Origin of the sequence: Shewanella canadensis, from assembly GCF_003966225.1 — a bacterium.
Lineage (GTDB): Bacteria > Pseudomonadota > Gammaproteobacteria > Enterobacterales > Shewanellaceae > Shewanella > Shewanella canadensis.
Map to the genome: position 1 here is coordinate 19,209 of NZ_RXNU01000009.1, position 25,388 is coordinate 44,596.

The following is a 25,388-nucleotide window of genomic DNA, read 5'->3' on the forward strand; positions in this document are numbered from 1 at the left end:
TCGATAGATACTTAAATGCTAATGTAACGCTAGTATCCTATACATATTGTACCAATGCATTAGTTGGATAGTGATCTTCGTCATGTATGTTGATTTTTTCTCGATAAATAAGCAGTTAAGGAGAGTTGAATAGTTGTAGTGTTACGAATCTGAAAGTAGTATTACTCATCATATTCGATATTAGGCGTTATAGGTGAGAACAGTATTTGTTATTATCGGTCTTTGTTGTTCCTTAGCTTTTGCGAATCTAGCATCTGCTCAACCTAAGACGTTAACTATTGCTTTAGGCGCCGAACCTGATAGTGGTTTCGATCCTATATATGGTTGGGGTAAATATAATAACCCTCTGTTTCAGTCATCGCTAATAAAACGAGGCAGTAAATTAAATCTTACTCCTGATTTAGCCTTGTCTTGGACTTTGTCTAAAGATAAGTTGTCTTGGAATATAAAAGTAAGAGAGGATGTTTTATTTAGTGATGGTTCAAGGTTAACGGCTGAAGATATTAAGTTTACGTTTGACACTGCAAAGGCTGCCGTAACCGTTCATGACTTAACTAACTTGTCTAACGTCATTATTACTTCCAAGAGTTCATTGTTATTTGAATTAAAGCATCCTGACATTAACTTTATTGATAATTTTATTAATCTCGCGATTGTTCCTGCTCACTCTTATAATTCTCATTATGGGCAAATGCCGATAGGCACCGGTCCATTTGAACTCGTTCGTTGGGATAAAGGGCAACAGTTAATTGTTAAAGTGAATCCCTATTATTACGAGCAGAAGCCATTTTTTGAAAAACTGATCATCGTATTTAGCGATGAGGACAGCCGCTATTCGCGCTTAGTGGCCGGCCAATTGGATCTGGCGGCCATAGCGCCGCGCTACGCACAGGCTTTGCCTGCCGATTTTAAACTCTGGAGCCTCGAGTCGGTCGATAATCGCGGGATATCCTGGCCTATGGTGGATGTGCAAAATACCGACATCGGCAACGGTGTCACATCTCAGTTCGCCATTCGCCAGGCCATCGATAGGGTGATAAATCGTGATGTGCTCGTGCATCAATTACTCGATGGCCATGCTACTGCTGCCTATTCTATTGCCGACGGCTTACCCTGGGGGCCCGTTGAACTCCCAACACCGATGTCTCCCGATAAGCAGCTGTCTGGGGCTATTGAGATACTCGAGCAATCGGGTTGGCAGCTTATCGATGGAATACGGCAAAAGCAGGGACTAAAGGCGAGCATGACGCTTTACTATCTTGCCGGTGACAGTATCCGTGAACAGTTGGCATTAACTGTGGCGCAGATGGTAAAGCCCTTAGGAATAGAGATACATCCTAGAGGGGAAAGTTGGGAGAACATCTATAAGCATATGCATAACCAACCTGTGTTATTCGGTTTCGGTAGCCATTCGAGCAGCGAAGTCAGATTCGTGCACCATAGCCAATATCGGGGCATGGATTACTATAATGCGGGTTATTACGCTAATGCCGAGTTAGATGCCGTGCTCGACAGTGCGCAGCACGCCGCTTCATGGCAGGAGTCACTGCCATACTGGAGACACGCTCAGGCGTTGATACGTCAGGATCTTCCCTGGACCTGGTTGGTGAATCTCAGGCATCTCTACGCGGCAAATCGCTGTCTCGATCTCGCCGAGCCGGGAGTCGAACCCCATGGCCATGGTTGGCCGTTAGCCAATAATATCAGCCAGTGGCGTTGGACATGTCAGTAAGCTCTCCATTAATGATGAGGTCTCGCTCTTTGTTGGCGACAGGCTTAAGACTGGCACTACAACTGATCTTAGTGGTGCTGTTAGCCTATCTGTTACTTGCATGGTCTCCGCTTGATCCGATTAACAGTTATTTAAACGGTAATCTTTTCGGGATCTCAGTCGAGCAGAAAGCGACGTTGATCCACTCTTTAGGCCTGGATCAATCTGTGGCTCAACGCATGTGGCACTGGCTGTGTGAGCTAGCCCAGGGAAACTTGGGTTTTTCACCGCTATATCAGCAGAGTGTGTTCGATATTCTTAAGGAACGTCTTCCTATCTCTTTGCTGCTTATTGGCCTGAGCTGGCTCTGTTCTCTGATTTTTGGCTACGGTTTAGGTCTGTTGGCCGGACTCTATCAGGGACGCTGGCCCGACAGGTTTATTCGTAACTGTGCCTGGTTAGTGGCGTGTATCCCCTCATTTTGGTTAGGCATGCTACTGATCAGTCTGTTCTCTGTAGCATTGAGTTTGACGCCTGTGTGCTGCGCCGCGCCGCTCGGGATGCAGTTTAGTGAACAAAGTCTGCTGAGTATGGCATATCATCTCTTACTTCCTGTACTGACGCTGGCTCTGGTGCATATGGCACCGATTGTGTTGCATACCCGGGAAAAGGTGATCGATGTGCTCGATAGTGATTTTGTCGAGTATTCACGGTTACATGGAGACAGCAAAGTCTCAGTCTTAGGCTATCACGTGATCAAAAACAGTTTATTGCCTGCTGTCGTGCTGCATTTTGCCAGTTTTGCGGAGTTGTTCGGTGGCTCTATTCTTGCTGAGACGGTGTTTAACTTTCCCGGATTAGGTTCAACGCTGGTGAAAGCCGGATTGGCAAATGACACCGCCTTATTGATGGGCTGTACCTTGATATCGGCGGTTTTAGTCTTTATCGGAAATCTGGCCGCCAATGGCCTCTCTAAGTCTCTGCTGGTCGGAGAGCAAAGATGAAAAAAGCCTTACTACAGCCGACAGTGCTTGCGTTATCACTTTGCCTGTTAGCCTTGATACTTTTGGCCGGTTTTTGGCCATCGTCGGGCTCAGAGCTCGCCTTGCTTGATAAAAATTTGCCGCCGTCACTCAATCACCTGTTTGGTACCGATTGGCTGGGACGTGATCTCTTCAGTCGTAGCCTCAAGGCGTTGCTGGCCAGCTTCTATACCGGGGGGCTCGCCGTGGCGTTAAGTTGTTCTATCGCCTTGTTGTTAGCCATGTTCGCTCAGATCAATTGCGCCGCTCGTTGGTGTGTGGATCTGCTGGTGGATGTGTTTATGTCTCTGCCTCACCTCTTGTTGCTTATCCTCTTGGCGTTAGTCTTTGGTGGGGCACAACATGGTTTAATCATGGCCATAGCCTTGAGTCACTGGCCCAGACTGACAAGGCTGCTGCGATTCGAGATGCAGGCTATCAATAATGCCCCCTATTTTCAGTTGGCGAAACAGTTCGGTCAATCGCCCCTGACAGTGATAAGGCGTCACATGTTGCCTCATGTGATCCCACAGTGGTTAGTGGGGGGAATGTTATTGTTTCCCCATGCATTAACCCATATGGCAGCACTGACATTCTTAGGATTTGGCCTGGATCCGGTAAACCCTTCCATGGGCGCATTGCTTTCTCAAGCCAGTCAATACCTGCTGACAGGTCATTGGTGGTTAGCCTTATGTCCGGGAGGATTATTGCTCATCTGCCTGCTTATCTTGTCTTACATTGCTAACGCCTTCATTACTGCGTTGCGCCGAGGTCCCCAAACCCATGTGTCCGGAGGTGAGTTTGCTTAAGGTTAATGCGTTATCGATTCACTCAGAAGAGATGAATTTGCTGTCACCCCTGAGCTTCGAACTGACAGCGGGTCAATTAACAGGGGTTATTGGTGCCAGTGGCAGTGGTAAAAGCCTGTTGGCGCAAGCACTGCTCGGCAGTGTCCCTCGCGGTTTCACGCTGTCGGGCGAGGTAAGTTTACCTCAAGGCAAACGGGTCGCCCTGTCGGCGCAGTCGGCAAGTGTATTGGATCCTTTGCGTACGGTTATCTCACAGTTAATGCGGCGTGTATCCCCGGGAGCGGGGAAGAGAGCTGCTCAGTTACAGATTAGCCCGAAGATCGCCGCCTGTTATCCCCATCAACTCTCCGGTGGGATGGCTAAAAAAGCGCTATTGGCCCAAGCGACTTGGCAGCAGACTGACTTTATTGTTGCCGATGAGCCATGTTGTGGGTTAGACGCTTCCAGCGCTACTGAGCTCTATCGATATCTGGCAAAGCTTGCGTCACAAGAGCGTCGAGGTGTGCTGGTGATCAGCCACAACCTTAAGCACTTGCTGACGGTAGCCGATGATATTTTAGTCTTAAAAGAGGGACTATTGGTGGAGAAAACGACCCCGGAGAAGATACTCAAGGGGTTGTGTGCCCCCTATACTTATGCGCTTTGGCAGGCCATACCCGGTAACTGGGGGAGGACAGATGCTGCAGTTGCGTAACGCTAGTTTAGATTACGGTAACACTCACATTCCTTTTCCCGACCTTACTCTTGAGCCGGGGCAAAGATTGGGGTTATTTGGTCCCAGTGGCCTGGGGAAATCTTCGCTTGCTAAGGTGCTTGCCGGTATTGAGCCTTTAAGTTATGGCGAATTAACTCTGCCTGGTTTTGCCAAAGGGAGCGCTAACCCGGTGCAGTGGGTTATTCAGCAGAGTGAGTTCGCTTTTAATCCTCGCCTATCGATTAAGCAATCACTGCGAGAGAGCTGGAGGAGTGATGATTTTATGGTGTTGCTCGACCGTTATGGGGTCGATCCCCGCTGGCTGAACAGACGCCCTTCACAGGTATCCGGTGGTCAACTACAGCGGGTTAATCTGGTTCGTGCCTTGCTTCCATCGACCGAGTATTTGATCTGCGATGAGATAACGGCGCACCTTGATATGATCACGCAACAGCAGATCTGGCAGGCTCTGAGTGAGGAGGCTTGTCAACGCAAACTCGGCTTGCTGGTTATTTCCCACGATGAAGACCTGCTTAATCTGGTTTGTGATGACGTGCTTCATTGGACTGGATAACCAGAGTTCTGAATCATAGTGATAGTGCCAAACAATGTCATGATTGGCGCTGTCTGTTTCGACGCCTCCTTCCAGACTTCCTTTTATTTCTTCTTTCAATGGAAAATGTAATGTACCAGTTGGCAATGAGGGGGCTGCTTATTATCGAGCAAGCTCTCAAATTTTGATTGATCTGAAGCCGAATACTTGAGTTTTGTTGGTTTTTTGAACCATACTCATATTGACTGTTCCCTTTATTTTAGCTTTGTTTGAGGTTGGCAATGATGATGGTGAAATGGAGTTTCGATTTATGATTGTTGAACAGGATATCTCTAAAGTCCGTGTAGGCATGTATGTCCTGGATATTACCTGGCCGAAAGGAAAGTTTCATCTGGTCAAGGCTCATTGGGTCGAGAGTGAAGGCATCATTGATGGATTGAAAAGAAAAGGAATTGAAAAAGTTCTTATCGATACCAGCAAGACCAAGGTGGTTGCCAAAATCGATAAAGCGCGTACCGCTCCTCTTCAGGGTCAAGTATTCAGACATAAATCCAGTTGGTCAGATAAACGTTTTCAGCAAGAGGTGGTAAAGGCCAAGCGCGTTTTCGATAAGTCTAAGGATATTCAAAAACGGCTGTTTCATGATGCCCAAAATGGCTGCCCTCTTGATTTGGGGCCAGTGAGTGATATCACCGATGAGTCTATCGATCTTATCTTCGATAATCCGGACGCACTTGCCTGCGTCATCAATATTCGTCATAAAGATGAATATCTGCTCGAGCATTCTGTAGCGGTATCTGTGTTGATCACCATCTTTGCTTTTTACCTGAACATTGAAAAAGAGATGGTGAGGAAGTTAGCGGTGGGGGGCTTTTTACATGATGTCGGTAAGATTATGATCCCCGATAGCATCTTAAATAAGCCGGGAAAACTGACCGACGATGAGTTTGAAGTGATGAAGTCCCACGCTCAGCACTCTATCGATACTATAGAAAGGACCCCCGAAATAAGCGAACTGAGCCTGGAGGTGGCGAGACTTCATCATGAAAAGCTCAATGGTAAAGGCTACCCTAATGGCGTCTCGGCGGATGAAATTTCAAAATATGGCAGGATGATCTCTATCTGCGATATATTTGATGCTCTGACCTCGAACCGTTGTTACAAACAGGGGTATCCTCAGGTGAAGGCGTTCAATATCTTACGTGCGCTGGCAAAGAACAATGAGTTAGATGATGAGTTGGTCGACCTATTTATCAAGTGCATGGGAGTCTACCCGGTGGGGGCATTGGTGGAGTTAGACTCAAACAGACTGGCAATCGTCGAGAGCCATAACCTCGAAGACCCCATTCGCCCGAGAGTAAAACCATTTTATACCCTGCACCCAAATCATTTTGAAGTCGATCACGATATCGACCTGGCCTCGACGACAGATGAGCTCATCGTAAAATGTGTCACGGCCGATGATTACGATCTCGATATGGAGCAGATTATTGAATATTTAGCCAAAGAGGGTTAAGTGCATCGATCAATGCTTAAAAATAAAATAGCGCCCGAAAGGCGCTATTTTTTGTTGCCGAAACATCAGTGTGAGTTTATGTCGCAGCCTTCATATCTCGGGTAAACGCGCCAAGTTTGGCCAAGAGGGCCTCTTCATCGTCTCTGTTCGCTTCGATGATTTTCACCACTGCAGAACCCGATATAGCTCCTGCGGCGCCAGCCTGTATGGCAGCTTTCACCTGGGAAGGTTCGGCAATACCGAAACCCAGTAGTGGCGGTGCGCCATCGAACTCTTTTAATCGATTCAGAATGTCACCGATGGGCATGCCAGCCTTTGATTCGGTGCCGGTTACGCCTGCACGGGACAGGAGGTAGGTGTAGCCTTCACCTTTTTCACTGACAAGCTTAAGGGTTGCACTGTCGGCATTGGGCGGTGCGATAAAAATTGGTGCAATGTCATGTTTCTTGGCCGACACGATAAATGGCTCGGCCTCCTCAACGGGGACATCGGCAATCAATACCGAATCGACGCCGGCAGCATTGGCCTTGGCATAAAAGGTATCCACACCGTTGGCGTACACTAAGTTGGCGTATAAAAGCAGTCCAATAGGCAGTTCCGGGTACTTTGCACGAATAGCTTTTAGCATGTCGAAGCATTGCGTCGGAGTCGTGCCTGCATCGAGTGAGCGTAGGTTCGCGCCTTGAATGACGGGGCCGTCGGCTAAAGGATCTGAAAACGGGAAGCCCAGTTCGAGCGCGTCAGCGCCGTTTTCCACTAAGGTATCGATGATTTTCAGTGACAGCTCGGGGCTCGGATCACCTAAGGTGACAAATGGCACAAATGCGCCTTGGTTTTTAGCTTTCAGTGCGGCAAATGTTGCCTGATAACGGCCTGCTTGTTTAGATTCGGTCATCGCCGCTCTCCTTATTACTTTTTATATCAGTATCTTGCTTCTCTAAGATGTCAGCGACGGTAAAAATATCTTTATCACCGCGGCCCGATAGGTTAACCACAAGTAAGGTTTCCTCTGTTGCCGCTGCAGCCAACTTGATGGCGTAGGCTATTGCGTGAGCCGATTCGAGTGCGGGAATGATCCCTTCGCTGCGAGCCAGTAACTGGAAGGCATCTAATGCCTCCTGATCGGTAGCGGACTCGTAGGTGGCGCGGCCGATGGCAGCAAGGTGAGCATGCTGTGGACCAACCGAGGGGAAATCAAGACCGGCTGAAATTGAATAGGACTCTTCGATCTGTCCTTCGCTGTCCTGCATCAAGGGGGCCTTCATACCGAAAAATATCCCGGTCTTACCGTGTTTGAGTGGCGCACCATGCATAGGGGTATCGATACCTAAACCTGCGGGTTCAACACCGATAAGTTTAACCGACTCCTCCTCGATAAAGTCCGCAAACATGCCGATAGCATTTGAGCCGCCACCAACACAGGCGATAACGGCATCGGGCAACCTGCCTTCACGCTCTAAAATCTGCTTCTTGGTCTCTTCACCTATCATACGTTGAAATTCTCGTACGATAGTCGGGAACGGGTGAGGGCCCGCGGCAGTTCCCAATAGATAATGGGCTTTATCGTAGCTGCCTGACCAGTCACGCATCGCTTCATTACAGGCATCTTTTAACGTAGCAGACCCGGAGGTGACAGGGATCACTTCGGCGCCCATCAGCTTCATTCTAAATACGTTGGGAGATTGACGCTCGATATCTTTTGCGCCCATATAGACTTTACACTTGAGATTTAAAAGTGCACAGGCGAGGGCGGTGGCTACACCGTGTTGTCCGGCCCCAGTTTCGGCGATGATCTCTTTCTTACCCATACGCTTAGCAAGCAGTGCCTGACCTAAAACCTGATTGGTCTTGTGCGCGCCGCCGTGAAGCAGGTCTTCGCGTTTCAGGTAGATTTTTACCAGAGGATTCGGGCTTAAGTTACGCGTAAGCGTCAGTGCTGTTGGGCGGCCTGCATAATTTTTTAGCAGGTCATTAAACTCGGCTTTAAACGCTTCATCCTCTTGAGCCTCGACGAAAGCGGTCTCGAGTTGCTTGAGGGCTGGCATAAGGATCTGCGGGACATACATGCCGCCGTATTCGCCGAAGTAGGGGTCTAACTTGGTCATAATATAATTCCTAATTTCGGTTCAAAATACCTCTGGTTATTGGACTCGACCTTGATGTCTAGCCCTATTCCTTGAGTTAATGTTGACCAAAATTTCTAAAGTTAAGTTTATAAATTTGTTTAAAATCTATGTATTAATACTGTCTCAAAGCCTTAAATGCGGCGGCGATTTTATCGTGTTCTTTAATCCCCGGTGCGCTTTCCAGGCCAGAGTTAAAGTCCAGTCCATAAAAACCTTGATGACTCGCCTCCAGCGCCAGCTCTGCACTCAAGCCTCCGGCCAACATGGCTGCTTGTTTATTCGGTAGTGCCTGCTGCCAGTTGAAGGTCAGGCCGGTACCGCCAAACTGCGATGCACCGGATCTACTGCTCTTGCTATCGAACAACACCCGGTCCACGTTCGCGGGCACCGTGATTTCGCCTTGGTTGTCTGCATCGGCATTGACGGCGACAGCCTTCCAGATCTGTGCATTACAGTTCATGGTATTCAGGGCCGCTCTAACCTGATCAATTTCATATTCAGATTCCTTGCCATGGAGTTGTACGGCAAAGAGATTGAGCTGGCTCGCCGTTTTGGCGACGACTTGTGGTTCTTCATTAACGAAGACACCAACGAAATTAAGCCCGGGCCCAGTGGCTCTGTGCTGCTCAAGGAGCTCGGTGGCGCGCGCAAGACTAATTCCACGGGGAGATTTTGGGTAAAATATCAAACCGCCATAGACAGCCCCCGAGTTTGCAACGGCTTGAATATCTTCGCTACGCGTCAGACCACACACTTTATTATGGCCCAAGGTGAGGGTTCGACAGGCAAGATCCAGATCATCTTCGGCCATTAAGGAGCTGCCCACTAAGAAACCATCGACCAGGGGGCTCAAACGACGAACCTGCGCCTGATTGTATATGCCAGACTCGCTGATAACGACTCTGTCGGCAGGGATGTGGGGCGCCAGAGCTTCGGTGGTGGCCAAGTCAGTTGAAAGGTCGCGCAAATTTCTATTGTTAATGCCGATTATTGCCGCATTCAGGGCGATAGCGCGTTCAAGTTCCTGCTCGTTACTCACCTCTGTGAGCATGTCGAGCTGGTATTTTTCCGCTTCATTAGCCAATAAACGATATTGCGTATCATCGAGTACGGACAGCATCAACAAGATAGCATCGGCGCCTTGGTGAGCGGCGAGCTTAACCTGATAACTGTCGATGAAGAAGTCTTTACACAAGATAGGCTGTTTAACACGAGCACGTACCTTAGGGATATAATCCATATCACCTTGAAAAAACTGTTCATCGGTAAGGACCGAGATCCCGGCGGCATACTCGTTGTAAACATCCGCTATCGCCTCGACGTCGAAGTGTTCACGAATGAGCCCCTTAGATGGACTGGCCTTCTTGCACTCGAAAATAAACCCGGCGTTGGGGGCTTTGAGGGCTTCATAAAGGCTACGGTCGGAGATCTTAGGCTCGAGCATCGCTTCCGGAAAACGTAATTTCAGTGCTTCCATGTGCGCCGCTTTGGTATCGACTATTTTGGTTAACACGTTACTTTCTTTTGTTGTGGATGAACTGCTCACGCTTATGCTCCGACTTTTGCTTGGTTAGCGCTTGCACTGGCAAGCTGCTCAAGAAGTGTATAGGCCTTGGTGCTGGCTATAGTGGTTTGTGCCAGTGCCGTCCCCGACTCGACGCTATCACACACGCCTGAAATGTACAGTGCGCAACCCGCATTCACCGCGACCGCGTTGGTATGTGCCGTCTGGCCTCGGCCCTGTAAGATAGCGCGAGTGAACTCGGCATTATCTTCTGGCAAACCGCCCTCCAGATCTTTCAGTTGAGCCTTAGGTACGCCCAGTATCTCAGGGGTTAGGGTGTATTGTTTAAGCTCGCCGTCTGTGAGCTCACAGACCGAAGTATTGCCATGGACTGCGACTTCGTCCAGTCCGCTACCATGAACGACCATAGCGCGCTTCATCCCCAGGGCTTTGAGTACTTCTGCAATCGGTTGAACCAACTCTTCGCTGTAAACGCCGAGCAGGATGTAGTCCGGATGAGAGGGGTTGATAAGTGGCCCGAGTACATTGAACAGGGTGCGGGTCTTGAGTGCCTGTCTGACGGGAACCGCGTGGCGAACCCCGCCATGATAGTGTGGGGCAAACAGGAAGCAGAGACCGAGTTCATCTAAGCAATCGCGAGCTACCTGTGGATCCATGGTCAAGTCGATACCAAATTGGGCCAGCAGATCAGATGAGCCGGATTTGCTCGAGACACTGCGATTGCCATGTTTTGCCACCTTGGCCCCGGATGCTGCAGCAACGAAGGCCGCGGTTGTGGAGATATTGATGGTGTTGTGGCCATCGCCGCCGGTACCGACAATGTCGACGATCCCCTGTTTTCTAGTCGCATCACTGGGAGTCGGAAATGCTTTTGCCCCCGATATAAGCGCATCTGCTGCGCCGGATATCTCATCTATGGTTTCGCCGCGCATCTTCATGGCGACTAACATGCCTGCCATTGCCGCTTCGCTCATCTCACCGTTAATAATGCAGCTGAACAGTTGTTTGGCTTCACTGCGTGAGACACTCTCACCTCGATACAATTTGTCGATGAGTGGTTGTAGATCTGTGCTGTCGCTCATGCGTCGGCTCCCTCTTTTACTTCAGTGCTGGTTAGATAATTAAGCGTTTGGATCAGCAGCTGGCTGCCAAGGGTGGTGAGTATCGATTCCGGATGAAACTGAAAGCCGACAGCTTTGTATTGTCGATGGGAGATGGCCATGGGCATATCTTCCGTTGTCGCGATCACATCGAGGCAGTCAGGCACGTGAGTCGCGACCAGGCTGTGATAGCGAGCGACGGGTAGCGGAGATGGCAGACCTTGAAATACCCCCTCATTTCGATGATATGTCGGACTGGCTTTACCATGCACAACCTGTGGCGCACGTTCGACCTTGCCACCGAAATGTTCAATCATCGCCTGGTGGCCCAGGCAGATACCTAACATTGGGACTTTACCTGCAACTTTTGCTATCAGCTCCATCAGGCAACCCGCTTCATGTGGGGCTCCCGGCCCTGGTGAAAGCACGAGTGCAGCATTATCTGCCTCGCTGAGAATTTTGCCTGCGATAAAGTCGGCATCGACATCGTTACGGTAGATGACAACCTCAAAGCCCAGGCTTCTGAATTGGTCGACCAGGTTATAGGTGAACGAGTCGAAGTTATCGAGTAGGTACAGTTTCATTGTCCGCCTCCTAGTTTGATTGCTGATATAACGGCCTGCGCTTTTTGACGGGTTTCATCGGCTTCTGCTTGTGGGTCTGAGTCAAATACGACGCCGGCTCCTGCCTGAATGTAGGCGGTACCATCTTTGACAAATGCAGAGCGGATGACGATACAGGTATCCATATCTCCCAGACCGTTAACGTAGCCAACGGCTCCGCCATAGCTGCCACGGCGTGCTTTTTCGGCGCCGCGGATTAACTGGGCTGCACTAACCTTTGGGGCTCCGGTCAGTGTGCCCATGTTCATGCAGGCCTGATATGCATGCAGCGCATCGAGATCGCCTCGAAGTTGACCGGTGACGCGACTCACTAAATGCATGACATGTGAGTAACGGTCGACCTTTAATAGCTCAGCCACTTTACGACTGCCACTTTGACTGATCCGAGCCACATCATTACGCGCCAGGTCGACCAACATTAGGTGCTCCGATAACTCTTTTTTGTCCAGGCGAAGCTCTAACTCTATTCGGCTATCCAGATCGAAATCTATTTCACCATCGGCCGTTTTTCCACGTTTGCGGGTCCCGGCAATAGGGTAGATCTCGACTTGATTGGTGTGAGCCTCATATTTGAGTGCGCTCTCAGGAGAAGCCCCAAATAGAGTGAAATCTTCGCCCCTGAAATAGAACATATAGGGACTTGGATTGGTCTGCCTAAGCGCGCGATAGGCGCCTAATGTGCTTGGGCAGGGCAGGCTAAAGCTGCGCGATGGAACCACCTGAAAGATGTCCCCGGCCACAATATGTGATTTCAGTTCATTAACCGTCGCTTTAAAATCGTCATCGCTGATGTTGACCTGAGTCTGTGCATTCAGAGGAACTAACTTATCAACCTTAGTCTCGTGAACTGACATCGTTTGCATTGATTGAACTCTCTGCTCCAGCACTGAGGAGTATTGTGAAGAGAGGAGGTTATCAAGGCTGTTAAATTGATGGGTGACGATGTCGGCTTGTTGCTGTTGGTGATCGATTAAAATTAGCGTTTCAGCGAGATAGAACAGGTAATCGGGACAAGTATTTTCACCTTGAGGAACCTGGGGAAGCGGCTCTACGGTATCGATGAGATCATACGCCAGCACACCACCTAAGAATAGGTCCTCAAAGGCTGGAGAGTCGCCGCAATCTATCTCCTTGATTAATGCCCTGAGACCATCGAGAGGGGAGGTGGATTTTAGTCTGGCATCTTCATCGAGTTGAGCGACCTCTTTTTTCAGGGTGAGCGTCAATATGCCTGCCTCTAAGCTCGACTCTGCCTCATGGAAAAAGTGTTGAATGCCGCAGAGAAGATCGTGACCATTTTCGCTCAAGGCGGTGAAGGTCAGTCGATAACTATCGCAACGGATCATCATGGCTGCATGTGTCATCACAATGCTTTTAAGATGGTCCTTGCTCTCTATCTCTGCCGATTCGAGCAGCATAGTGTGTGGTGCGTCTTGGGTAAGATGCTGATACAAGCGGAGAGGATCGGCATGATAGGTGATCCTCTCTTTAGTTGTCTTTACTTGAGCTATCTTCATCTGGTCTCTCGCTTTTAATCGTTTTTTATCGCATTAGAGGCTGCTTAGCTAATCTTGGTACTGAATTGCATGTACAAAAAAGCCCGCATTCTATGCGGGCTTCTTGTTGAATCTTGTCTCTTTTACATGAGCACAGAGTTTCACACCACCCGCTAAGTTGGGAAGTGCCACCACCAATTAATGTTTTGTGCTTGTGAAAATGTGTTCATTCGAACCCTTCAATAAAATCATGTAAAAGTAGTACTTAAAGACACCAATTGTCTCTAAGTGGTTATATAAAAGCATTTGCGGGTGAAGCCTGTCAATTGAATATTGCTAATTTTGGCAATTTTGATAAAAATTAGCTTTATTCCTTCGATTTCTAGCGTATGTAACAAGGAAAGGAAATAGAATTTAACCCTCACCTATGTTTATTCTCCTATATATACCTAAACCACTTCAAAATGTTCGTTTCAGAGCTCCCTTAGGATAACTGAGCAAGGCAGTGATTGAGAGAATGGTTATTCCCTTGTTGATATCATATATCAACAAACTCAAGTAGAATAAGCCGATGACAGATGAAAATATATTGGCGGATCTTCACAGCCACACGACAGCGTCCGATGGACAACTGACTCCTTCTGAGTTAATTGAAAGAGCCATTGGTAATGGTGTCGAGATGTTTGCAATAACCGATCACGACACCACTGCAGGTTTAGCCGAAGCACATACTTATAACCAGCGCCATGAAACACCCCTGAAGTTAATCAATGGTGTTGAGATTTCCACCCGTTGGCATAACCATGATATCCATGTTGTGGGCCTTAATGTTGACCTTGAAGATATTCAACTCGATGATTTTTTGACCAATCAACGTGTTCTACGTGAGCTAAGAGCGAAAGAGATTGGCGAGCGGCTTGGCAAAGCGGGCATTGACGGTGCTTACGAAGGGGCCAAGGCCTTAGCGGGCGGGGCGGCATTGAGTCGGGGACATTATGCTCGTTGGCTAGCCGAGCATGGTTATGCAACCAGTATGGCTAATGTGTTTAAGAAATATTTAGCCCGAGGGAAAACCGGGTATGTGCCCAATAATTGGTCGGATATGGCCACGGCTATTGAGGTCATTCACCGAGCCGGTGGTGTTGCTGTTCTGGCACACCCCAGTGGCTATAAACTCTCGGCTAAGTGGGTTAAACGTTTGGTTAGGGAGTTTAAAGAGGCGAATGGTGATGCCATGGAGGTCGTGGTAAGTCAGCAGACGGTGGAAGATAGAAATAACCTGATTGCACTGAGTCTTAAAAATGAATTGTTTGCCTCTCTTGGGAGCGATTTCCATTTTCCCGGCAGCTGGACTGAGTTGGGAAAAAGTATGTTTCAACCTAAAGGTGTCAATTGGGTTTGGCAAATGGATAATTGGGTTAAAGCTTAACATCATTGAATGTCATTGCAGTAATAAAGTTAGCTCATTTTTTCTGACAATTTTATCTGACAACTCAGTGTGTTTAAGTGTTAGTAATGTGAAAATATATAGCTGAAGGGGAGCCTGAACTCTGTGAACAAGAGAGGTTTTCCGGCTAAATGCAGCTCTGTCGTGTAGAGCTTGCCAAATGGATAATTGGATGGAAGTGAGATGAGTCAGTTTTTTTACGTACATGAAGAGAACCCGCAGGCACGTTTAATCAATCAAGCGGTGAATGCCATTAAGAATGGTGGCGTCATTGTTTATCCTACGGACTCTGGCTATGCGCTGGGTTGTTTACTGGGTGAGAAGGATGCGATGGCCAGAATTGCGCGTATCCGTCAGATTGATAATGATCATAATTTTTCTTTGATGTGCCGTGACCAATCTGAACTGGCGACCTATGCCAGAGTCGATAATCAAGCCTATCGAGTGTTGAAACATAATACCCCTGGTCCATATACGTTTATTTTTAAGGCGAGTAAGGAAGTGCCTAAGCGCTTGCAAAACCCCAAGAAGAAAACCATTGGGATCCGGGTTCCGGACAATGTTATAGCACTCGCGCTACTGGAAGCGTTAGACGCCCCTTTGATGTCGACCAGTCTTATCTTGCCAGGGGAAGAGTTTACCGAATCAGATCCTGAACATATACGCGATATTTTAGAGCATCAAGTGGATGTGATCATTCATGGTGGTTATTTAGGTGAGAAGCCCACCACAGTTATCGATATGTCCGAGGGGGATATTGAGGTGCTGCGTGAAGGCGCTGGCGATGTGACTCCCTTTATATAAGGCTGTGCATTACTTGCCTAACAAGGTATAATCGCGCGCTTTCTCGGACTTGGGCCATAACGCCGAATCCGGGTTAGCTCATATGAATTATTGATACGCTGAGGACAGTGGATGCAGGGGACTCAAAAAAGTTTACCCTTGGCTATTGTCAGAGGTGAGCCGGTAAAGCAATTTCCGGCGGATCTATTTATACCGCCTGAGGCGCTTGAAGTTTTTCTTGAGTCTTTCGAAGGCCCCTTAGATCTTCTCTTATATCTGATCCGCAAACAGAAGCTCGATGTGGTTGAATTACCTATCTGGCCTGTGACCGAACAATATTTAGAATATATTAATCTTCTTCAGGGCAGCAGGGTCGAACTGGCTGCCGATTACTTGGTGATGGCAGCAACCTTAGCCGAGATTAAATCTCGATTATTGTTACCAAGACCAGTTTTAGAAGATGAGGATGAAGAAGATCCCCGGGCTCAGTTGATACGTCAGCTTAAGGCCTATGAAGTCATCAAGGAAGCACAGGAACAATTGGATGAGCTCCCTCGTCTCGAGAGAGATGTGTTCCAGGCTAAAGCGACACCTGCAGATAATATCAAACCGATATTACTGCCACCTCAAGTCTCTTTGACCGATATTGCCCGAGCTTTTGGCTCGGTACTGAAACGGATTGAAGCGACAGAGCATCACCATGTGAAGCGTGAGGTGTTGTCTACGCGAGAGCGAATGAGCCAGATATTAGCCATGCTCGATGGTGAGGAGTACCTCCCGTTTGAAGCATTGTTTGATGTCAGTGAAGGGCGAAGTGGTGTCGTTGTGAGTTTTTTGGCTTTGATGGAGCTGATTAAAGAGCTTTTAGTCGATTTAAGGCAGAATGAGCCATTTTCAACCATATATGTTAAGGCGTATTGATTGAGTCAGAAGAAACAGCTGCAGATAAATCCTGATCAGCTTAAACAACTTATTGAGGCGAGCCTATTTGTTATGGGTAAATCGGTCTCGATTAAAAGTTTGAAAGAGACGGTTTTAGTCAACTTTAATGTATCAAGAGCTAAGATTAAATTGGCCATTGAAGAGTTGCAGCAAGACTACCAAGGTAGAGGAATTGAGTTGGTGAGCGTCGCGGGGGGATATCGATTTCAGTCGATTGAGTCCCTGAGTCCTTTTCTTCAACCATTATGGCAGGAAAAAGCGCCTAAATACTCGCGTGCCACATTGGAAACCTTGGCAGTGATAGCCTATCGTCAACCGGTGACACGTGGCGATATAGAGTTTGTTCGTGGTGTGGCGGTGAGTAGTCATACCATCAAAAGTTTAGCCGATAGGCAATGGATAAGAATGGTGGGACATAAAGAGGTGCCGGGAAGGCCCGCTCTTTATGCGACTACGACAGAATTTTTAGCCTACTTTGGCTTAGATACCATAGCGGACTTACCCCCGCTGACGGATACTGAGTCATTAGCGGCCCTATTTTCTGATGTGAATTCTCTTGAGAAACCACAAGAAGAGATTGGGCCTGAAAATACACAAAACATAGAAGAGTCTACTAATGAGTGAAAAATTGCAGAAAGTCTTGGCCCGTGCAGGCCATGGCTCCCGTCGTGAGATGGAGGCATGGATTGCTGCAGGCCGAATTAGTATAGATGGTGAAATAGCCAGCCTTGGTGACAGAATTGAAGCCGATGCGAAAATTCGTATCGATGGCCGTGCTATCTCAATTAAGTCCGAAGAGGATATCGTTTGCCGCGTGATTGCTTATCATAAACCGGAAGGTGAGATCTGTAGTCGTAAAGACCCTGAAGGTCGTCCAACGGTTTTCGATCGCCTGCCTAAAACCCGAGATTCACGTTGGGTTGCAGTGGGTCGATTGGATATCAATACTTCAGGATTATTGCTGTTTACCTCAGACGGTGAGTTGGCTAACCGTTTGATGCACCCATCGAATGAAGTTGAGCGTGAATATGCTGTGCGTACGTTCGGTGACGTGAGCGATGCCTGTATTCAGCATTTGCGTACCGGCGTTACCCTTGAAGATGGCCCTGCAAACTTTGATAAAGTCAAAGCTGCCGGTGGTGAGGGGATGAACAAGTGGTGGCACGTGACGCTTTCTGAAGGACGTAATCGCGAAGTTCGTCGTCTATGGGAATCTCAGGAAGTACAAGTCAGTCGTCTTATCCGTATCCGTTATGGCAGTATCGAGTTGCCAAAATCACTGCCTCGTGGTGGTTGGATTGAGTTGGAGCTTGAACAGGTCAACTACCTAAGAAAAACGGCTGGACTAGATATCGAAAACCGCACTATGTTAGGCACCGATAAGCACAGTGTTGCTCGCTCTAAAGTGAAGAGTGCTAAGATTAAACGTGCAGTACATAAGCATAAAGCAACTGGGGGCAAGAACACTCGTCAACGCACTTAAGCTAAGTACGACGCGTTTTTGCTCTACCGAAGAAAGGCCGCGAATGCGGCTTTTTTTGTACCTGTTTATCAGAACCGCTGCTTGGTTTCGCCATGCCACCTTATTGATGACTGGTAATGGATAACCAGGCTAGATAACGATGTATAATGCCCTGAACAGAAAATATGTACAGGGCTAACTACTTGGGAAAGCGGTCAGGGCAAATTGATATCAGAGGTTTTACCCTAAGCGCTTTATTGTGCGTTAAGCTGCTGTCCGTTGACGCCAACAGAGTCATTGCCCATCAGATATAGGTAGGTGGCCATTATCTCTGCCGCAGTTTTCAGCGTTTGTGGGTTTTCGGCGGGATAAGCATTGGCGCGCATCGCTGTACGGGTCGCACCGGGATTAATACTGTTAACCCGCAGATTAGAACCATCATATTCATGGGCAATGGATTGCATCATGCCTTCGGTAGCAAATTTAGAGATGGCGTACTCGCCCCAGAACGCTCGGCCCTGTCTGCCCACACCACTGGAGGTAAATACCAGTGATGCTTGCGGCGCCTTTTTCATCACTGGCAGCAGTGCTTTAGTCATCATGATCTCGGCGATGACATTGACTTGCATGACTTCGTTTACTGAGTCCATAGAGATATGCTCGAATGGGCCCAATACACCTAACATGCTTGCGTTATGCAGCAAGCCGTCCAGATGACCAAATTGCTCTTCGATAGTTTCGGCCATATCCAGATAATTTTGCTCGGTAGCGCCTTTTAGATCCAAGGGCACTATCGCCGGTTTCGGGTAACCTGCCTGCTCAATTTCATCGTATACCGCTTCGAGCTTCTTAACTGTCTTACCCAGAAGAATGACCGTGGCTCCATGCTCAGCAAAACTTAACGCGGCGGCGCGCCCTATGCCATCACCCGCGCCTGTAACGAGTATCGTTTTGTTAATAAGTAGATCTTTTGCAGCTTGATATTCCAACATGAGTCAATATTTCCTATCGACGGAAAAGCCCGCCACCTCTAGAGTCACTGATGTGATGAACACTTGTTTAAAACAAATGATTAATTATTGTTCGTCTATTCGTTGGTCGAATGTGACAAAATTGTAGCTAACTCAATATTTTTACGTTAACTTTAGCTTAGGTAAGGACTTAGAAAAGTCCTCTTTGGTCATACATTTCGACTATTGTGACCAATTTTTTGCTGAAAATAAAATTATTACAACAAGATTTGGGGAAAAAAGATGAAAAGACTCCTTTTGGGTGTTGCTATTGCATCTACGCTTGGGCTTACAGGATGTAGTGAAGATAGTGTCGACGAACTCACGGATAAGGTTGAGCCTCTGATCCCTGAGTCTCATATTTTATTTAATCCTGATCCTTCTGTTGGTGACATTCCTTTGCCAAACGATCTTCTTTTTAATGGCACCCTAGATGGCACTATTAACATCCCAGGTGAACTAGCCGATGGAACCAGTGATTACACTGATCCCTCTATGGCGCTTGGCGCACTCGATGGCTGGTCTACCACGGCGCCTATCTCCATTAACGTCGGCCCGGCAACCAATCATGATGGCACCGTTTTATCTTTAGATGTCACCTCGGTATTCCAACCCGGTGCGGTAAGAGTATTTGAGGCGACAGTCGGCGGTCCGCTATCTATGGATCCTGAGTGTAACGCCGCTCCCTCACTATCTGCTTGTAAGGTGGGCGCCGAACTTCAATTTGGCGTCGATTTTGTCTCTAAGGGTTCTGGAAACACGATAGCCATCGTGCCACTTAAGCCACTCAAATCTAATCAGTCATATATTTATGCAACGACCGATCTGATACAAGACTCCGAAGGTCGCGGTATCGCGCCATCAGACACATATTTACCACTTAAGTTAGATATCGAGACCAAACCCCTCGAAACGCCCATTCAGCTAATGTTACAAACATTAGTGAACAGCTACGAGAAGGGCATGGCGGCCGCCCATGGTGTCGATTCTGCGACTATCAGTTACTCAGGCCTGTTTACCACTCAGTCAGTTGCTGATGTCTATGAGACATCTAAGCTGCTCATGGTCGACCCGACGCCGGGTAATCCGTTTGCACCCTCTATATCGGTCCCGGTTCCGCACCCTCTCGGGATCACTGTGGCCCAGGCCGCTGGTTTGACTCCTGCCGATGGCGCCGCCTATGTGGTATCGAGCTTAGCCGATGTCTATACCGCCCAGGCGACTCTACCTACCTATGGTACTTGTAATTCGGTTATGTGCGCCGGCATAAGCGGTTCATGGAAGGCCCTTGGCGATAGTCCTGTTTCGGTATTGCTCGCACTTGAATCGGGTACCATGAGCCAGCAAACCTATGGCGCACAAGCGATGGCTTATGGCATTGACCCAGCGGAAGGAATCGCTAATCCGGCGCTCCTGGCCGGTAAGGCCTGGTTACTCGATGACGGCACTGCGGCTGATAAGGCTAAGCACCTGACTAAGTTTAACCCTATCCCACAGCCTACCGGCAGCGAAACTGTTCCTGTTTTGATCTCTATGCCAAATGCCGAGCGCCTTGCAGATTTCTATGCCGCTCAAGGGCTGCCATTCACCCCTCCTACGGCGGGTTGGCCAACAAACCTTGCTATGCATGGACTGGGTAGTGGTAAAGAGACGGCTTTAGCCTACGCGGGAACCTATGCTGCAATGGGGGTCGCGACAATCGCAATCGATATGCCTCTGCATGGTGCGCGTTCATTCGATGCTAACGGTGACGGAATATATGAAGTTTCATCTTCGGATCCATCCTATGGTGCCGTGATTGGTAACCCAGATGCGTTTAAGAACGGAAATCCATTAGTCTTTATCAATATCGAAAGCACCTTGAGTGTGCGTGATAATTTCCGTCAGGCAACGCTTGATCATCTGGCCTTGAGAGCGTCATTAACCGGTCTTGCCGGTGGTCTTGCCCAGGCTCAGATGCCTCAGATATTTGATATCACTAAAATGAGCGCACAGGGCTTGAGTCTTGCCGGTATTGTTGGTACTAATTTTGCGACTTACGCCAGTTCCGGTCTGACTCACCCAGAATCCGGCGCAGACCTAAGCTATGTCTATAAGCTTAATGCAGTATCGCTTGTGGCACCGACTGGCGGCTTTGCCGGCACCTTTATTGGCTCTGCAACCTTTGGTCCAATGCTGTTTGAAAGTGTGACGGCCAGTGATACGTTCCAGGCATTAGTCGAAGAGGCAAATACAGAAGGATATGAGCCAGGTACACCTGAGTACGCCGCGCTAGTACAGGCAGTTTACGCCGAGTTTTTACCGACATTTGCATTCGCCGTTCAAACGGCCGTCGACAGCGCCGATCCGATTAACCATGCAGCCGTGTTGAAGGCTACCGAGTTACCAATACACTTAATCGAAGTGGTGGGGGATGGCGATCAGCATCTGCCGGACCAGGTATTGCCAAACAGTGTCGAAGGCTTCCCGACAGCGGGTACCGAGCCCTTGATAGCCAACCTTGGTCTGGAGTGTATCGATACGACGACCGCGGGCTCGGGTGCCGTTCGCTTCACTAAAGGCCATCATAGCTCGATTATCAGCCCCGAGGGACCAGAAGGTTCTGCGGCCGCAACGGTTGAGATGCAGCAGCAGGTCGCGGCGTTTGCCTCAACTGCAGGTAAGGGAGATGCCACTATCTTGGTTCAAGATAAGAGCGTGCTCCAGCCCTGCGCCGTTCCGGCAGGTTAATTTGATTAACTAATTGGTCGATATTAAAAAAACCGGCATTTGCCGGTTTTTTTTGTTTAATTTGTCATTAAGTGAAGGGCAAAACCCTTCACGCAAGCAGAGGTTCGGGTAATGCACGACTGAATGGATTCAGGAGGTAGAGTAACGCATGGATCAGTTACCGAGGAGCTTGTTGTCGAGAAAAATTATGAGCTTCAGTCATCTGGCTTGTTTTTAGCCCTTCGAACTCCCGCTGAATGAATAGATAATTAATAGAATTGGTATTAGAATAGCCATAATTTTTTGATTGAAACAAAAATGTATTAAGCCGGAGCCTATTTTGGAATTTTTGTACGAATATGGATTGTTTTTCGCCAAGGTGATCACTGTTGTCTTGTCGATTATTGCCGTTGTGATTGTTGTATTGGCATCGACCGTTAAGCAGAAGAGCGAAAAGGGCGAGCTTAGAATGACGAATGTCTCTGAGGAGCTCAAGACACTCAAGCACGATCTTAAAGAGGAGTTGCTGAGTAAAAAGCAATTTAAAGCCTATGAGAAGCAACTCAAGGCTGAAGAGAAAGCGAAAGAGAAGGCACAAAAGAATCAAAAAGAGGAGGTGATCGAGCCTCGCGTGTTCGTTGTCGATTTTAAAGGCAGTATCGATGCCGGTGAAGTTGCATCGCTGCGAGAAGAGATCAGCGCCATCATCGCGATTGCAGAACCCGGTGATGAAGTTATCGTCAATGTAGAGAGTGGCGGTGGCATGGTTCATGGTTATGGTCTAGCGTCGAGTCAGCTCGATCGTCTGCGCCAAGCCAAACTGCCACTGAGTATCTGCGTCGATAAGGTCGCAGCCAGTGGCGGTTATATGATGGCGTGTGTGGCGAATAAAATCTATGCGGCACCATTTGCCATAGTGGGTTCTATCGGGGTCGTTGCTCAGGTACCTAACTTTAATCGTCTGATGAAAAAACATGATATCGATTATGAGCAGCATACTGCCGGTGACTTTAAACGTACATTAACCCTTTTTGGTGAGAATACTGATGAGGGGCGTGCCAAGTTCCAAGAGGAGCTTGAGGAGACTCACAAGCTATTTAAATCATTTATTGCTCAATACCGTCCAGATCTTGATCTGGTCAAGGTCGCCACTGGTGAGCATTGGTATGGTCAACAAGCGATAGAGTTAGGCCTTATTGATGAAATTGCAACGAGTGATGATGTGGTGATGAAGCTGGCATTAGAGCGAACCGTGATTAAAGTCCGTTACCAATTGAAGAAAAATTTGGCCGATAAGATTGCCCATGGTGCATCGTTATCATTCAATGCCATCTTCAACAAAATGGCAGAGAAGAACCAGTCATTGAATTGATTCTTATACTGATTGGTATAATTTCAAAGCCTGCATTTTGCAGGCTTTTTTGTACCTGATTGGGTGAATAGTGAAAAAACACTTTTATTATTGAGCTATTTCTTATACAAAATAGATAACAATAATAAAGAAGACTCTTAATGAAGTTCGCTCAAAGTTATAAGCCCAATATGATGGTTGGTGATCAATCATATCCGGCATATCAATTAAGGAACTTGCTCAGGTACCTGCAAGAGCATCAAGGTGAGGAGGTGGCTCAGACACTGTGTTCACAGATAGGTGTCGGCATAAAAGAGCTGGAACATCTGCAACTTATCTACGTCTGGCAAGCCGACTTCGCCATGGAGTTCCTGCAGCAATATACTCAGGATCCCGAAATTGGAGCCAAAGTGGGTTGTCAATACTCAGTAGATGATTTGGATTTCTTACTCAGCTTCTTTACCGTGTGTAAAACCATTGGTGAGTGTCTGCAGTTTGTGGTCTCTCATCCAGAACGAGTAGGGAGTTTTACCGATACTTTGGTCAGCAATGAGGGAGGGAAGCTCAGGATCCGTTGGTTAAATACCGGTAAAATTGACCCCAAGCGTTATTCATGTCAGTTCCAGCATAGTGTCTGTGGCCTAGTGACCGTTGGAAGTGGGCTTGCGGGACAAGCTATTTTATTCGACCGAATTACCCTGGCTGAAAAAGAGCGCAATGCGGATTATCTCTCCTCAGTCACGGGGGCCGACATTCAATTTGGCGCCGAATTTAATGAATGGACAATCGATCACCGTTACCTGTCCCTTCCCGTTACCTATGAATTTAACGAGCGCATGATTAATAAGGAATCGGTAAAACAAGCATCCTATATTGAATCTCTGCTCGAATTTTTAAGAGAGTCCTTTCCTGATTGTCCGAACATGGAACAGATGGCGATACATCAAAAAATCAGCGACAGGACACTGAGGCGAAAAATTTCACAGGCCGGGACGAGTTATCAAAAGTTAGTCGATCAGGTTCGCTGTCAAGCCGCTATCGGTTTGATCTTATCCGAAGAGAAGAGTATTGAAGATATCGCCGAGATCATGGGCTTCGGCGATGTGAGTCATTTCAGGCAGAGTTTTAAACATTGGCTCGGCCATCCTCCCGGACATTTTTTGCGTTTAAATGAGAAGGTTACTCTATAGGCAGCTGCAAGCGTTTTTTCCGAGAACAATTTTGAAGAGAATCCGCTTCCCGTTGCATCACGCTTGTGATCCTATTTATGACTAAGCCCCGTTTCTTCGCCCCTATTGAGTTATATGAGTTATCCCACACAATTACCTATGGTGGGAGACAGTGAATCTATCCACTGTCTTATCAGTTCAATGGCCTCCGTGTGGACCAAACTTCGACCTATGGGAGGCATCCGGTCTTTTGCGTAGTTCAATTCTTGTCTATAGAGTAGAATCGAATGTTCACCATCTCCGGGGACGATGTCATACGATAAGCCTTTAGCTCCTCCATTCCAGCCCGGTGGTTGCTTGCAGATCCCATATTGATAGCTGGTATGATCGATATGAAAACCGAGTCTTAGCCCAGAAATGCTCGCAAACCCTTCGGCCCGGTGACAATGGGCACAGTTTATATCGATATAGCCTTTCGCCCTTTGAGTGAGACTTTCACCGCTATCAGAGAGTGATGGTGCGTGGGCTACTTCACTCAGTTCCGGTAAGCCGGTTAAACGTGATTGACTCTGCCACATCTGCAGTTGATTGACTGTCTCGCCATTAAATATGATGTCGTGGTTCAACAGGTGGGCCTTAAGGCCAATAGGGCTGATGCTACTGCTGCCACCTTTGTTGATTTGGTGACAAATTTTACACTCGGCTCGGCTCGGAACGTGATAATCGAAGCGTTCGACCTCTCCTTGATGGTTTAATGTATGAGGAATGTCGGCTCCCGCCTGAGCAAGCCTGGCTTCACCGTTTTGCCAAAGATAGGGGAGTGTTGTCCAACCAGACTCACGGCGGATCAAAAGACGAGTTTCGATGAGCAGTTCATTTTCCGGATTGGTGATTTGAGTATCGAAAGGCATCGAAAAGGTTTTTGTTAATATTGTTCCTATTGGAAATTCAAAGGTGTCGGTGGGATGAAAAATGGCCTGCTTCCCCTCGGGAATAAAGATGAATCTGTGCTTGCTTGCATAATTGGTGAAAAGTTGAGTCGAAAGGTGGTAGGGCATGCCGGGGGGGACAGGGTCAGAAGTAGGCGTCTGGGGATCGACAAATAGTCCGTACTGGGCTAAGTCGTCACAATCCTCTTTCATCAGTGCTTCCCAGTTGATACTGCTTGTTGTCTGTTCGCACAGCGATGCAGGTGTTACCGGAGTATCGGGCTGTGAAGGCGTATCGACTGAGGGGGACTCAATACTTTCAACATCAGAATCAGCCTCAGCTTCCGAGCCACCGCACGCCGATACGAGAAAGAGGGTTAAGAGTAGAATGATTAGGTTTTGCATACATCA

General features: G+C 47.9%; 22 protein-coding genes and 1 other annotated feature. Of the genes, 14 read left to right on the plus strand and 8 right to left on the minus strand.

Translation table 11 applies throughout. The features are described from left to right. The first annotated feature begins 193 nt into the window (after positions 1 to 193). From EKG38_RS16165 to EKG38_RS16190, 6 genes are all read left to right on the plus strand, one after another. The gene (locus tag EKG38_RS16165; RefSeq protein ID WP_126521267.1) at positions 194 to 1,732 is read left to right on the plus strand and encodes an ABC transporter substrate-binding protein; all 1,539 of its coding nucleotides are present in this window, start codon (positions 194 to 196) and stop codon (positions 1,730 to 1,732) included. Continuing rightward, a complete protein-coding gene (locus tag EKG38_RS16170; RefSeq protein WP_126521268.1) occupies positions 1,723 to 2,715 on the plus strand; it encodes an ABC transporter permease in 993 nt (330 codons plus the stop codon). The genes EKG38_RS16165 and EKG38_RS16170 overlap by 10 nt, the downstream gene beginning before the upstream one ends. Then, positions 2,712 to 3,542 (plus strand): ABC transporter permease, encoded by an 831-nt coding sequence (locus EKG38_RS16175; RefSeq protein ID WP_126521269.1) that lies wholly within the window; start codon positions 2,712 to 2,714, stop codon positions 3,540 to 3,542. The genes EKG38_RS16170 and EKG38_RS16175 overlap by 4 nt, the downstream gene beginning before the upstream one ends. Continuing rightward, the gene (locus EKG38_RS16180; protein WP_246033190.1) at positions 3,529 to 4,236 is read left to right on the plus strand and encodes an ATP-binding cassette domain-containing protein; all 708 of its coding nucleotides are present in this window, start codon (positions 3,529 to 3,531) and stop codon (positions 4,234 to 4,236) included. Before EKG38_RS16175 ends, EKG38_RS16180 begins: the two co-directional genes overlap by 14 nt. Then, positions 4,220 to 4,810 carry an ATP-binding cassette domain-containing protein gene (locus EKG38_RS16185; protein WP_126521271.1) on the plus strand — a complete coding sequence of 197 codons (591 nt, stop codon included), beginning with the start codon at positions 4,220 to 4,222 and terminating at the stop codon, positions 4,808 to 4,810. Before EKG38_RS16180 ends, EKG38_RS16185 begins: the two co-directional genes overlap by 17 nt. A gap of 289 nt (positions 4,811 to 5,099) precedes the next feature. Next, entirely contained in the window at positions 5,100 to 6,305 is a 1,206-nt protein-coding gene (locus tag EKG38_RS16190; RefSeq protein WP_126521272.1) for an HD-GYP domain-containing protein, read from the plus strand. A gap of 76 nt (positions 6,306 to 6,381) precedes the next feature. Here EKG38_RS16190 and trpA read toward each other — a convergent pair whose 3' ends face one another. The 6 genes from trpA to EKG38_RS16220 form a co-directional block, all read right to left on the minus strand. Further along, a complete protein-coding gene (gene trpA, locus EKG38_RS16195) occupies positions 6,382 to 7,200 on the minus strand; it encodes a tryptophan synthase subunit alpha (protein WP_126521273.1) in 819 nt (272 codons plus the stop codon). Continuing rightward, entirely contained in the window at positions 7,187 to 8,410 is a 1,224-nt protein-coding gene (gene trpB / locus EKG38_RS16200) for a tryptophan synthase subunit beta (RefSeq protein WP_126521274.1), read from the minus strand. The genes trpA and trpB overlap by 14 nt, the downstream gene beginning before the upstream one ends. A gap of 133 nt (positions 8,411 to 8,543) precedes the next feature. Beyond that, positions 8,544 to 9,977: a bifunctional indole-3-glycerol-phosphate synthase TrpC/phosphoribosylanthranilate isomerase TrpF gene (gene trpCF / locus EKG38_RS16205; RefSeq protein WP_126521275.1), complete on the minus strand. Its 1,434-nt coding sequence runs from the start codon at positions 9,975 to 9,977 to the stop codon at positions 8,544 to 8,546. Positions 9,978 to 9,979: 2 nt separating this feature from the next. Further along, a complete protein-coding gene (gene trpD / locus EKG38_RS16210; RefSeq protein WP_126521276.1) occupies positions 9,980 to 11,038 on the minus strand; it encodes an anthranilate phosphoribosyltransferase in 1,059 nt (352 codons plus the stop codon). Then, positions 11,035 to 11,640, minus strand: coding sequence for an aminodeoxychorismate/anthranilate synthase component II (locus EKG38_RS16215; RefSeq protein ID WP_126521277.1), 606 nt, complete (start codon positions 11,638 to 11,640; stop codon positions 11,035 to 11,037). The genes trpD and EKG38_RS16215 overlap by 4 nt, the downstream gene beginning before the upstream one ends. After that, positions 11,637 to 13,196 carry an anthranilate synthase component 1 gene (locus EKG38_RS16220; protein ID WP_126521278.1) on the minus strand — a complete coding sequence of 520 codons (1,560 nt, stop codon included), beginning with the start codon at positions 13,194 to 13,196 and terminating at the stop codon, positions 11,637 to 11,639. Before EKG38_RS16220 ends, EKG38_RS16215 begins: the two co-directional genes overlap by 4 nt. A 73-nt stretch (positions 13,197 to 13,269) precedes the next feature. Beyond that, positions 13,270 to 13,378 (minus strand) — a sequence feature (Trp leader region). A gap of 368 nt (positions 13,379 to 13,746) precedes the next feature. On the opposite strand from EKG38_RS16220, the gene rnm reads away from it, so the two are divergent. From rnm to rluB, 5 genes are all read left to right on the plus strand, one after another. After that, complete coding sequence (gene rnm / locus EKG38_RS16225; protein WP_126521279.1) at positions 13,747 to 14,604, plus strand: RNase RNM; 858 nt, start codon at positions 13,747 to 13,749, stop codon at positions 14,602 to 14,604. A 201-nt stretch (positions 14,605 to 14,805) separates the two neighbouring features. Further along, positions 14,806 to 15,426: an L-threonylcarbamoyladenylate synthase gene (locus tag EKG38_RS16230; RefSeq protein WP_012142035.1), complete on the plus strand. Its 621-nt coding sequence runs from the start codon at positions 14,806 to 14,808 to the stop codon at positions 15,424 to 15,426. Positions 15,427 to 15,537: 111 nt separating this feature from the next. Then, complete coding sequence (locus EKG38_RS16235) at positions 15,538 to 16,326, plus strand: segregation and condensation protein A (protein ID WP_126521280.1); 789 nt, start codon at positions 15,538 to 15,540, stop codon at positions 16,324 to 16,326. An 18-nt stretch (positions 16,327 to 16,344) separates the two neighbouring features. Continuing rightward, positions 16,345 to 16,971 (plus strand): SMC-Scp complex subunit ScpB, encoded by a 627-nt coding sequence (gene scpB / locus EKG38_RS16240; protein ID WP_126521359.1) that lies wholly within the window; start codon positions 16,345 to 16,347, stop codon positions 16,969 to 16,971. After that, positions 16,964 to 17,830, plus strand: coding sequence for a 23S rRNA pseudouridine(2605) synthase RluB (gene rluB, locus EKG38_RS16245; protein ID WP_012142038.1), 867 nt, complete (start codon positions 16,964 to 16,966; stop codon positions 17,828 to 17,830). Before scpB ends, rluB begins: the two co-directional genes overlap by 8 nt. A 233-nt stretch (positions 17,831 to 18,063) precedes the next feature. On the opposite strand, the gene EKG38_RS16250 is transcribed toward rluB, so the two are convergent. Further along, positions 18,064 to 18,801: a YciK family oxidoreductase gene (locus EKG38_RS16250; protein WP_126521281.1), complete on the minus strand. Its 738-nt coding sequence runs from the start codon at positions 18,799 to 18,801 to the stop codon at positions 18,064 to 18,066. A gap of 261 nt (positions 18,802 to 19,062) precedes the next feature. On the opposite strand from EKG38_RS16250, the gene EKG38_RS16255 reads away from it, so the two are divergent. The 3 genes from EKG38_RS16255 to EKG38_RS16265 all read left to right on the plus strand — a co-directional run bounded on the left by EKG38_RS16255 (position 19,063) and on the right by EKG38_RS16265 (position 24,069). Then, complete coding sequence (locus EKG38_RS16255; protein ID WP_126521282.1) at positions 19,063 to 21,549, plus strand: VolA/Pla-1 family phospholipase; 2,487 nt, start codon at positions 19,063 to 19,065, stop codon at positions 21,547 to 21,549. A gap of 319 nt (positions 21,550 to 21,868) precedes the next feature. Continuing rightward, complete coding sequence (gene sohB / locus EKG38_RS16260; protein ID WP_126521283.1) at positions 21,869 to 22,900, plus strand: protease SohB; 1,032 nt, start codon at positions 21,869 to 21,871, stop codon at positions 22,898 to 22,900. A 140-nt stretch (positions 22,901 to 23,040) separates the two neighbouring features. After that, entirely contained in the window at positions 23,041 to 24,069 is a 1,029-nt protein-coding gene (locus EKG38_RS16265; protein WP_126521284.1) for an AraC family transcriptional regulator, read from the plus strand. Positions 24,070 to 24,188: 119 nt separating this feature from the next. On the opposite strand, the gene EKG38_RS16270 is transcribed toward EKG38_RS16265, so the two are convergent. Then, positions 24,189 to 25,382: an SO2930 family diheme c-type cytochrome gene (locus EKG38_RS16270; protein ID WP_126521285.1), complete on the minus strand. Its 1,194-nt coding sequence runs from the start codon at positions 25,380 to 25,382 to the stop codon at positions 24,189 to 24,191. Positions 25,383 to 25,388 lie beyond the last annotated feature (6 nt).

Bases quoted from the DNA above. Each gene is read 5' to 3' on its own strand.
- EKG38_RS16175 (WP_126521269.1), top strand. From the start codon at position 2,712: ATGAAAAAAGCCTTACTACAGCCGACAGTGCTTGCGTTATCACTTTGC.
- EKG38_RS16270 (WP_126521285.1), bottom strand. From the start codon at position 25,382: ATGCAAAACCTAATCATTCTACTCTTAACCCTCTTTCTCGTATCGGCG.
- EKG38_RS16235 (WP_126521280.1), top strand. From the start codon at position 15,538: ATGCAGGGGACTCAAAAAAGTTTACCCTTGGCTATTGTCAGAGGTGAG.
- EKG38_RS16255 (WP_126521282.1), top strand. From the start codon at position 19,063: ATGAAAAGACTCCTTTTGGGTGTTGCTATTGCATCTACGCTTGGGCTT.
- EKG38_RS16170 (WP_126521268.1), top strand. From the start codon at position 1,723: ATGTCAGTAAGCTCTCCATTAATGATGAGGTCTCGCTCTTTGTTGGCG.
- EKG38_RS16215 (WP_126521277.1), bottom strand. From the start codon at position 11,640: ATGAAACTGTACCTACTCGATAACTTCGACTCGTTCACCTATAACCTG.
- EKG38_RS16185 (WP_126521271.1), top strand. From the start codon at position 4,220: ATGCTGCAGTTGCGTAACGCTAGTTTAGATTACGGTAACACTCACATT.
- EKG38_RS16250 (WP_126521281.1), bottom strand. From the start codon at position 18,801: ATGTTGGAATATCAAGCTGCAAAAGATCTACTTATTAACAAAACGATA.
- EKG38_RS16190 (WP_126521272.1), top strand. From the start codon at position 5,100: ATGATTGTTGAACAGGATATCTCTAAAGTCCGTGTAGGCATGTATGTC.
- trpD (WP_126521276.1), bottom strand. From the start codon at position 11,038: ATGAGCGACAGCACAGATCTACAACCACTCATCGACAAATTGTATCGA.
- rnm (WP_126521279.1), top strand. From the start codon at position 13,747: ATGACAGATGAAAATATATTGGCGGATCTTCACAGCCACACGACAGCG.
- trpB (WP_126521274.1), bottom strand. From the start codon at position 8,410: ATGACCAAGTTAGACCCCTACTTCGGCGAATACGGCGGCATGTATGTC.
- trpA (WP_126521273.1), bottom strand. From the start codon at position 7,200: ATGACCGAATCTAAACAAGCAGGCCGTTATCAGGCAACATTTGCCGCA.
- EKG38_RS16265 (WP_126521284.1), top strand. From the start codon at position 23,041: ATGAAGTTCGCTCAAAGTTATAAGCCCAATATGATGGTTGGTGATCAA.
- rluB (WP_012142038.1), top strand. From the start codon at position 16,964: ATGAGTGAAAAATTGCAGAAAGTCTTGGCCCGTGCAGGCCATGGCTCC.
- EKG38_RS16230 (WP_012142035.1), top strand. From the start codon at position 14,806: ATGAGTCAGTTTTTTTACGTACATGAAGAGAACCCGCAGGCACGTTTA.
- EKG38_RS16220 (WP_126521278.1), bottom strand. From the start codon at position 13,196: ATGAAGATAGCTCAAGTAAAGACAACTAAAGAGAGGATCACCTATCAT.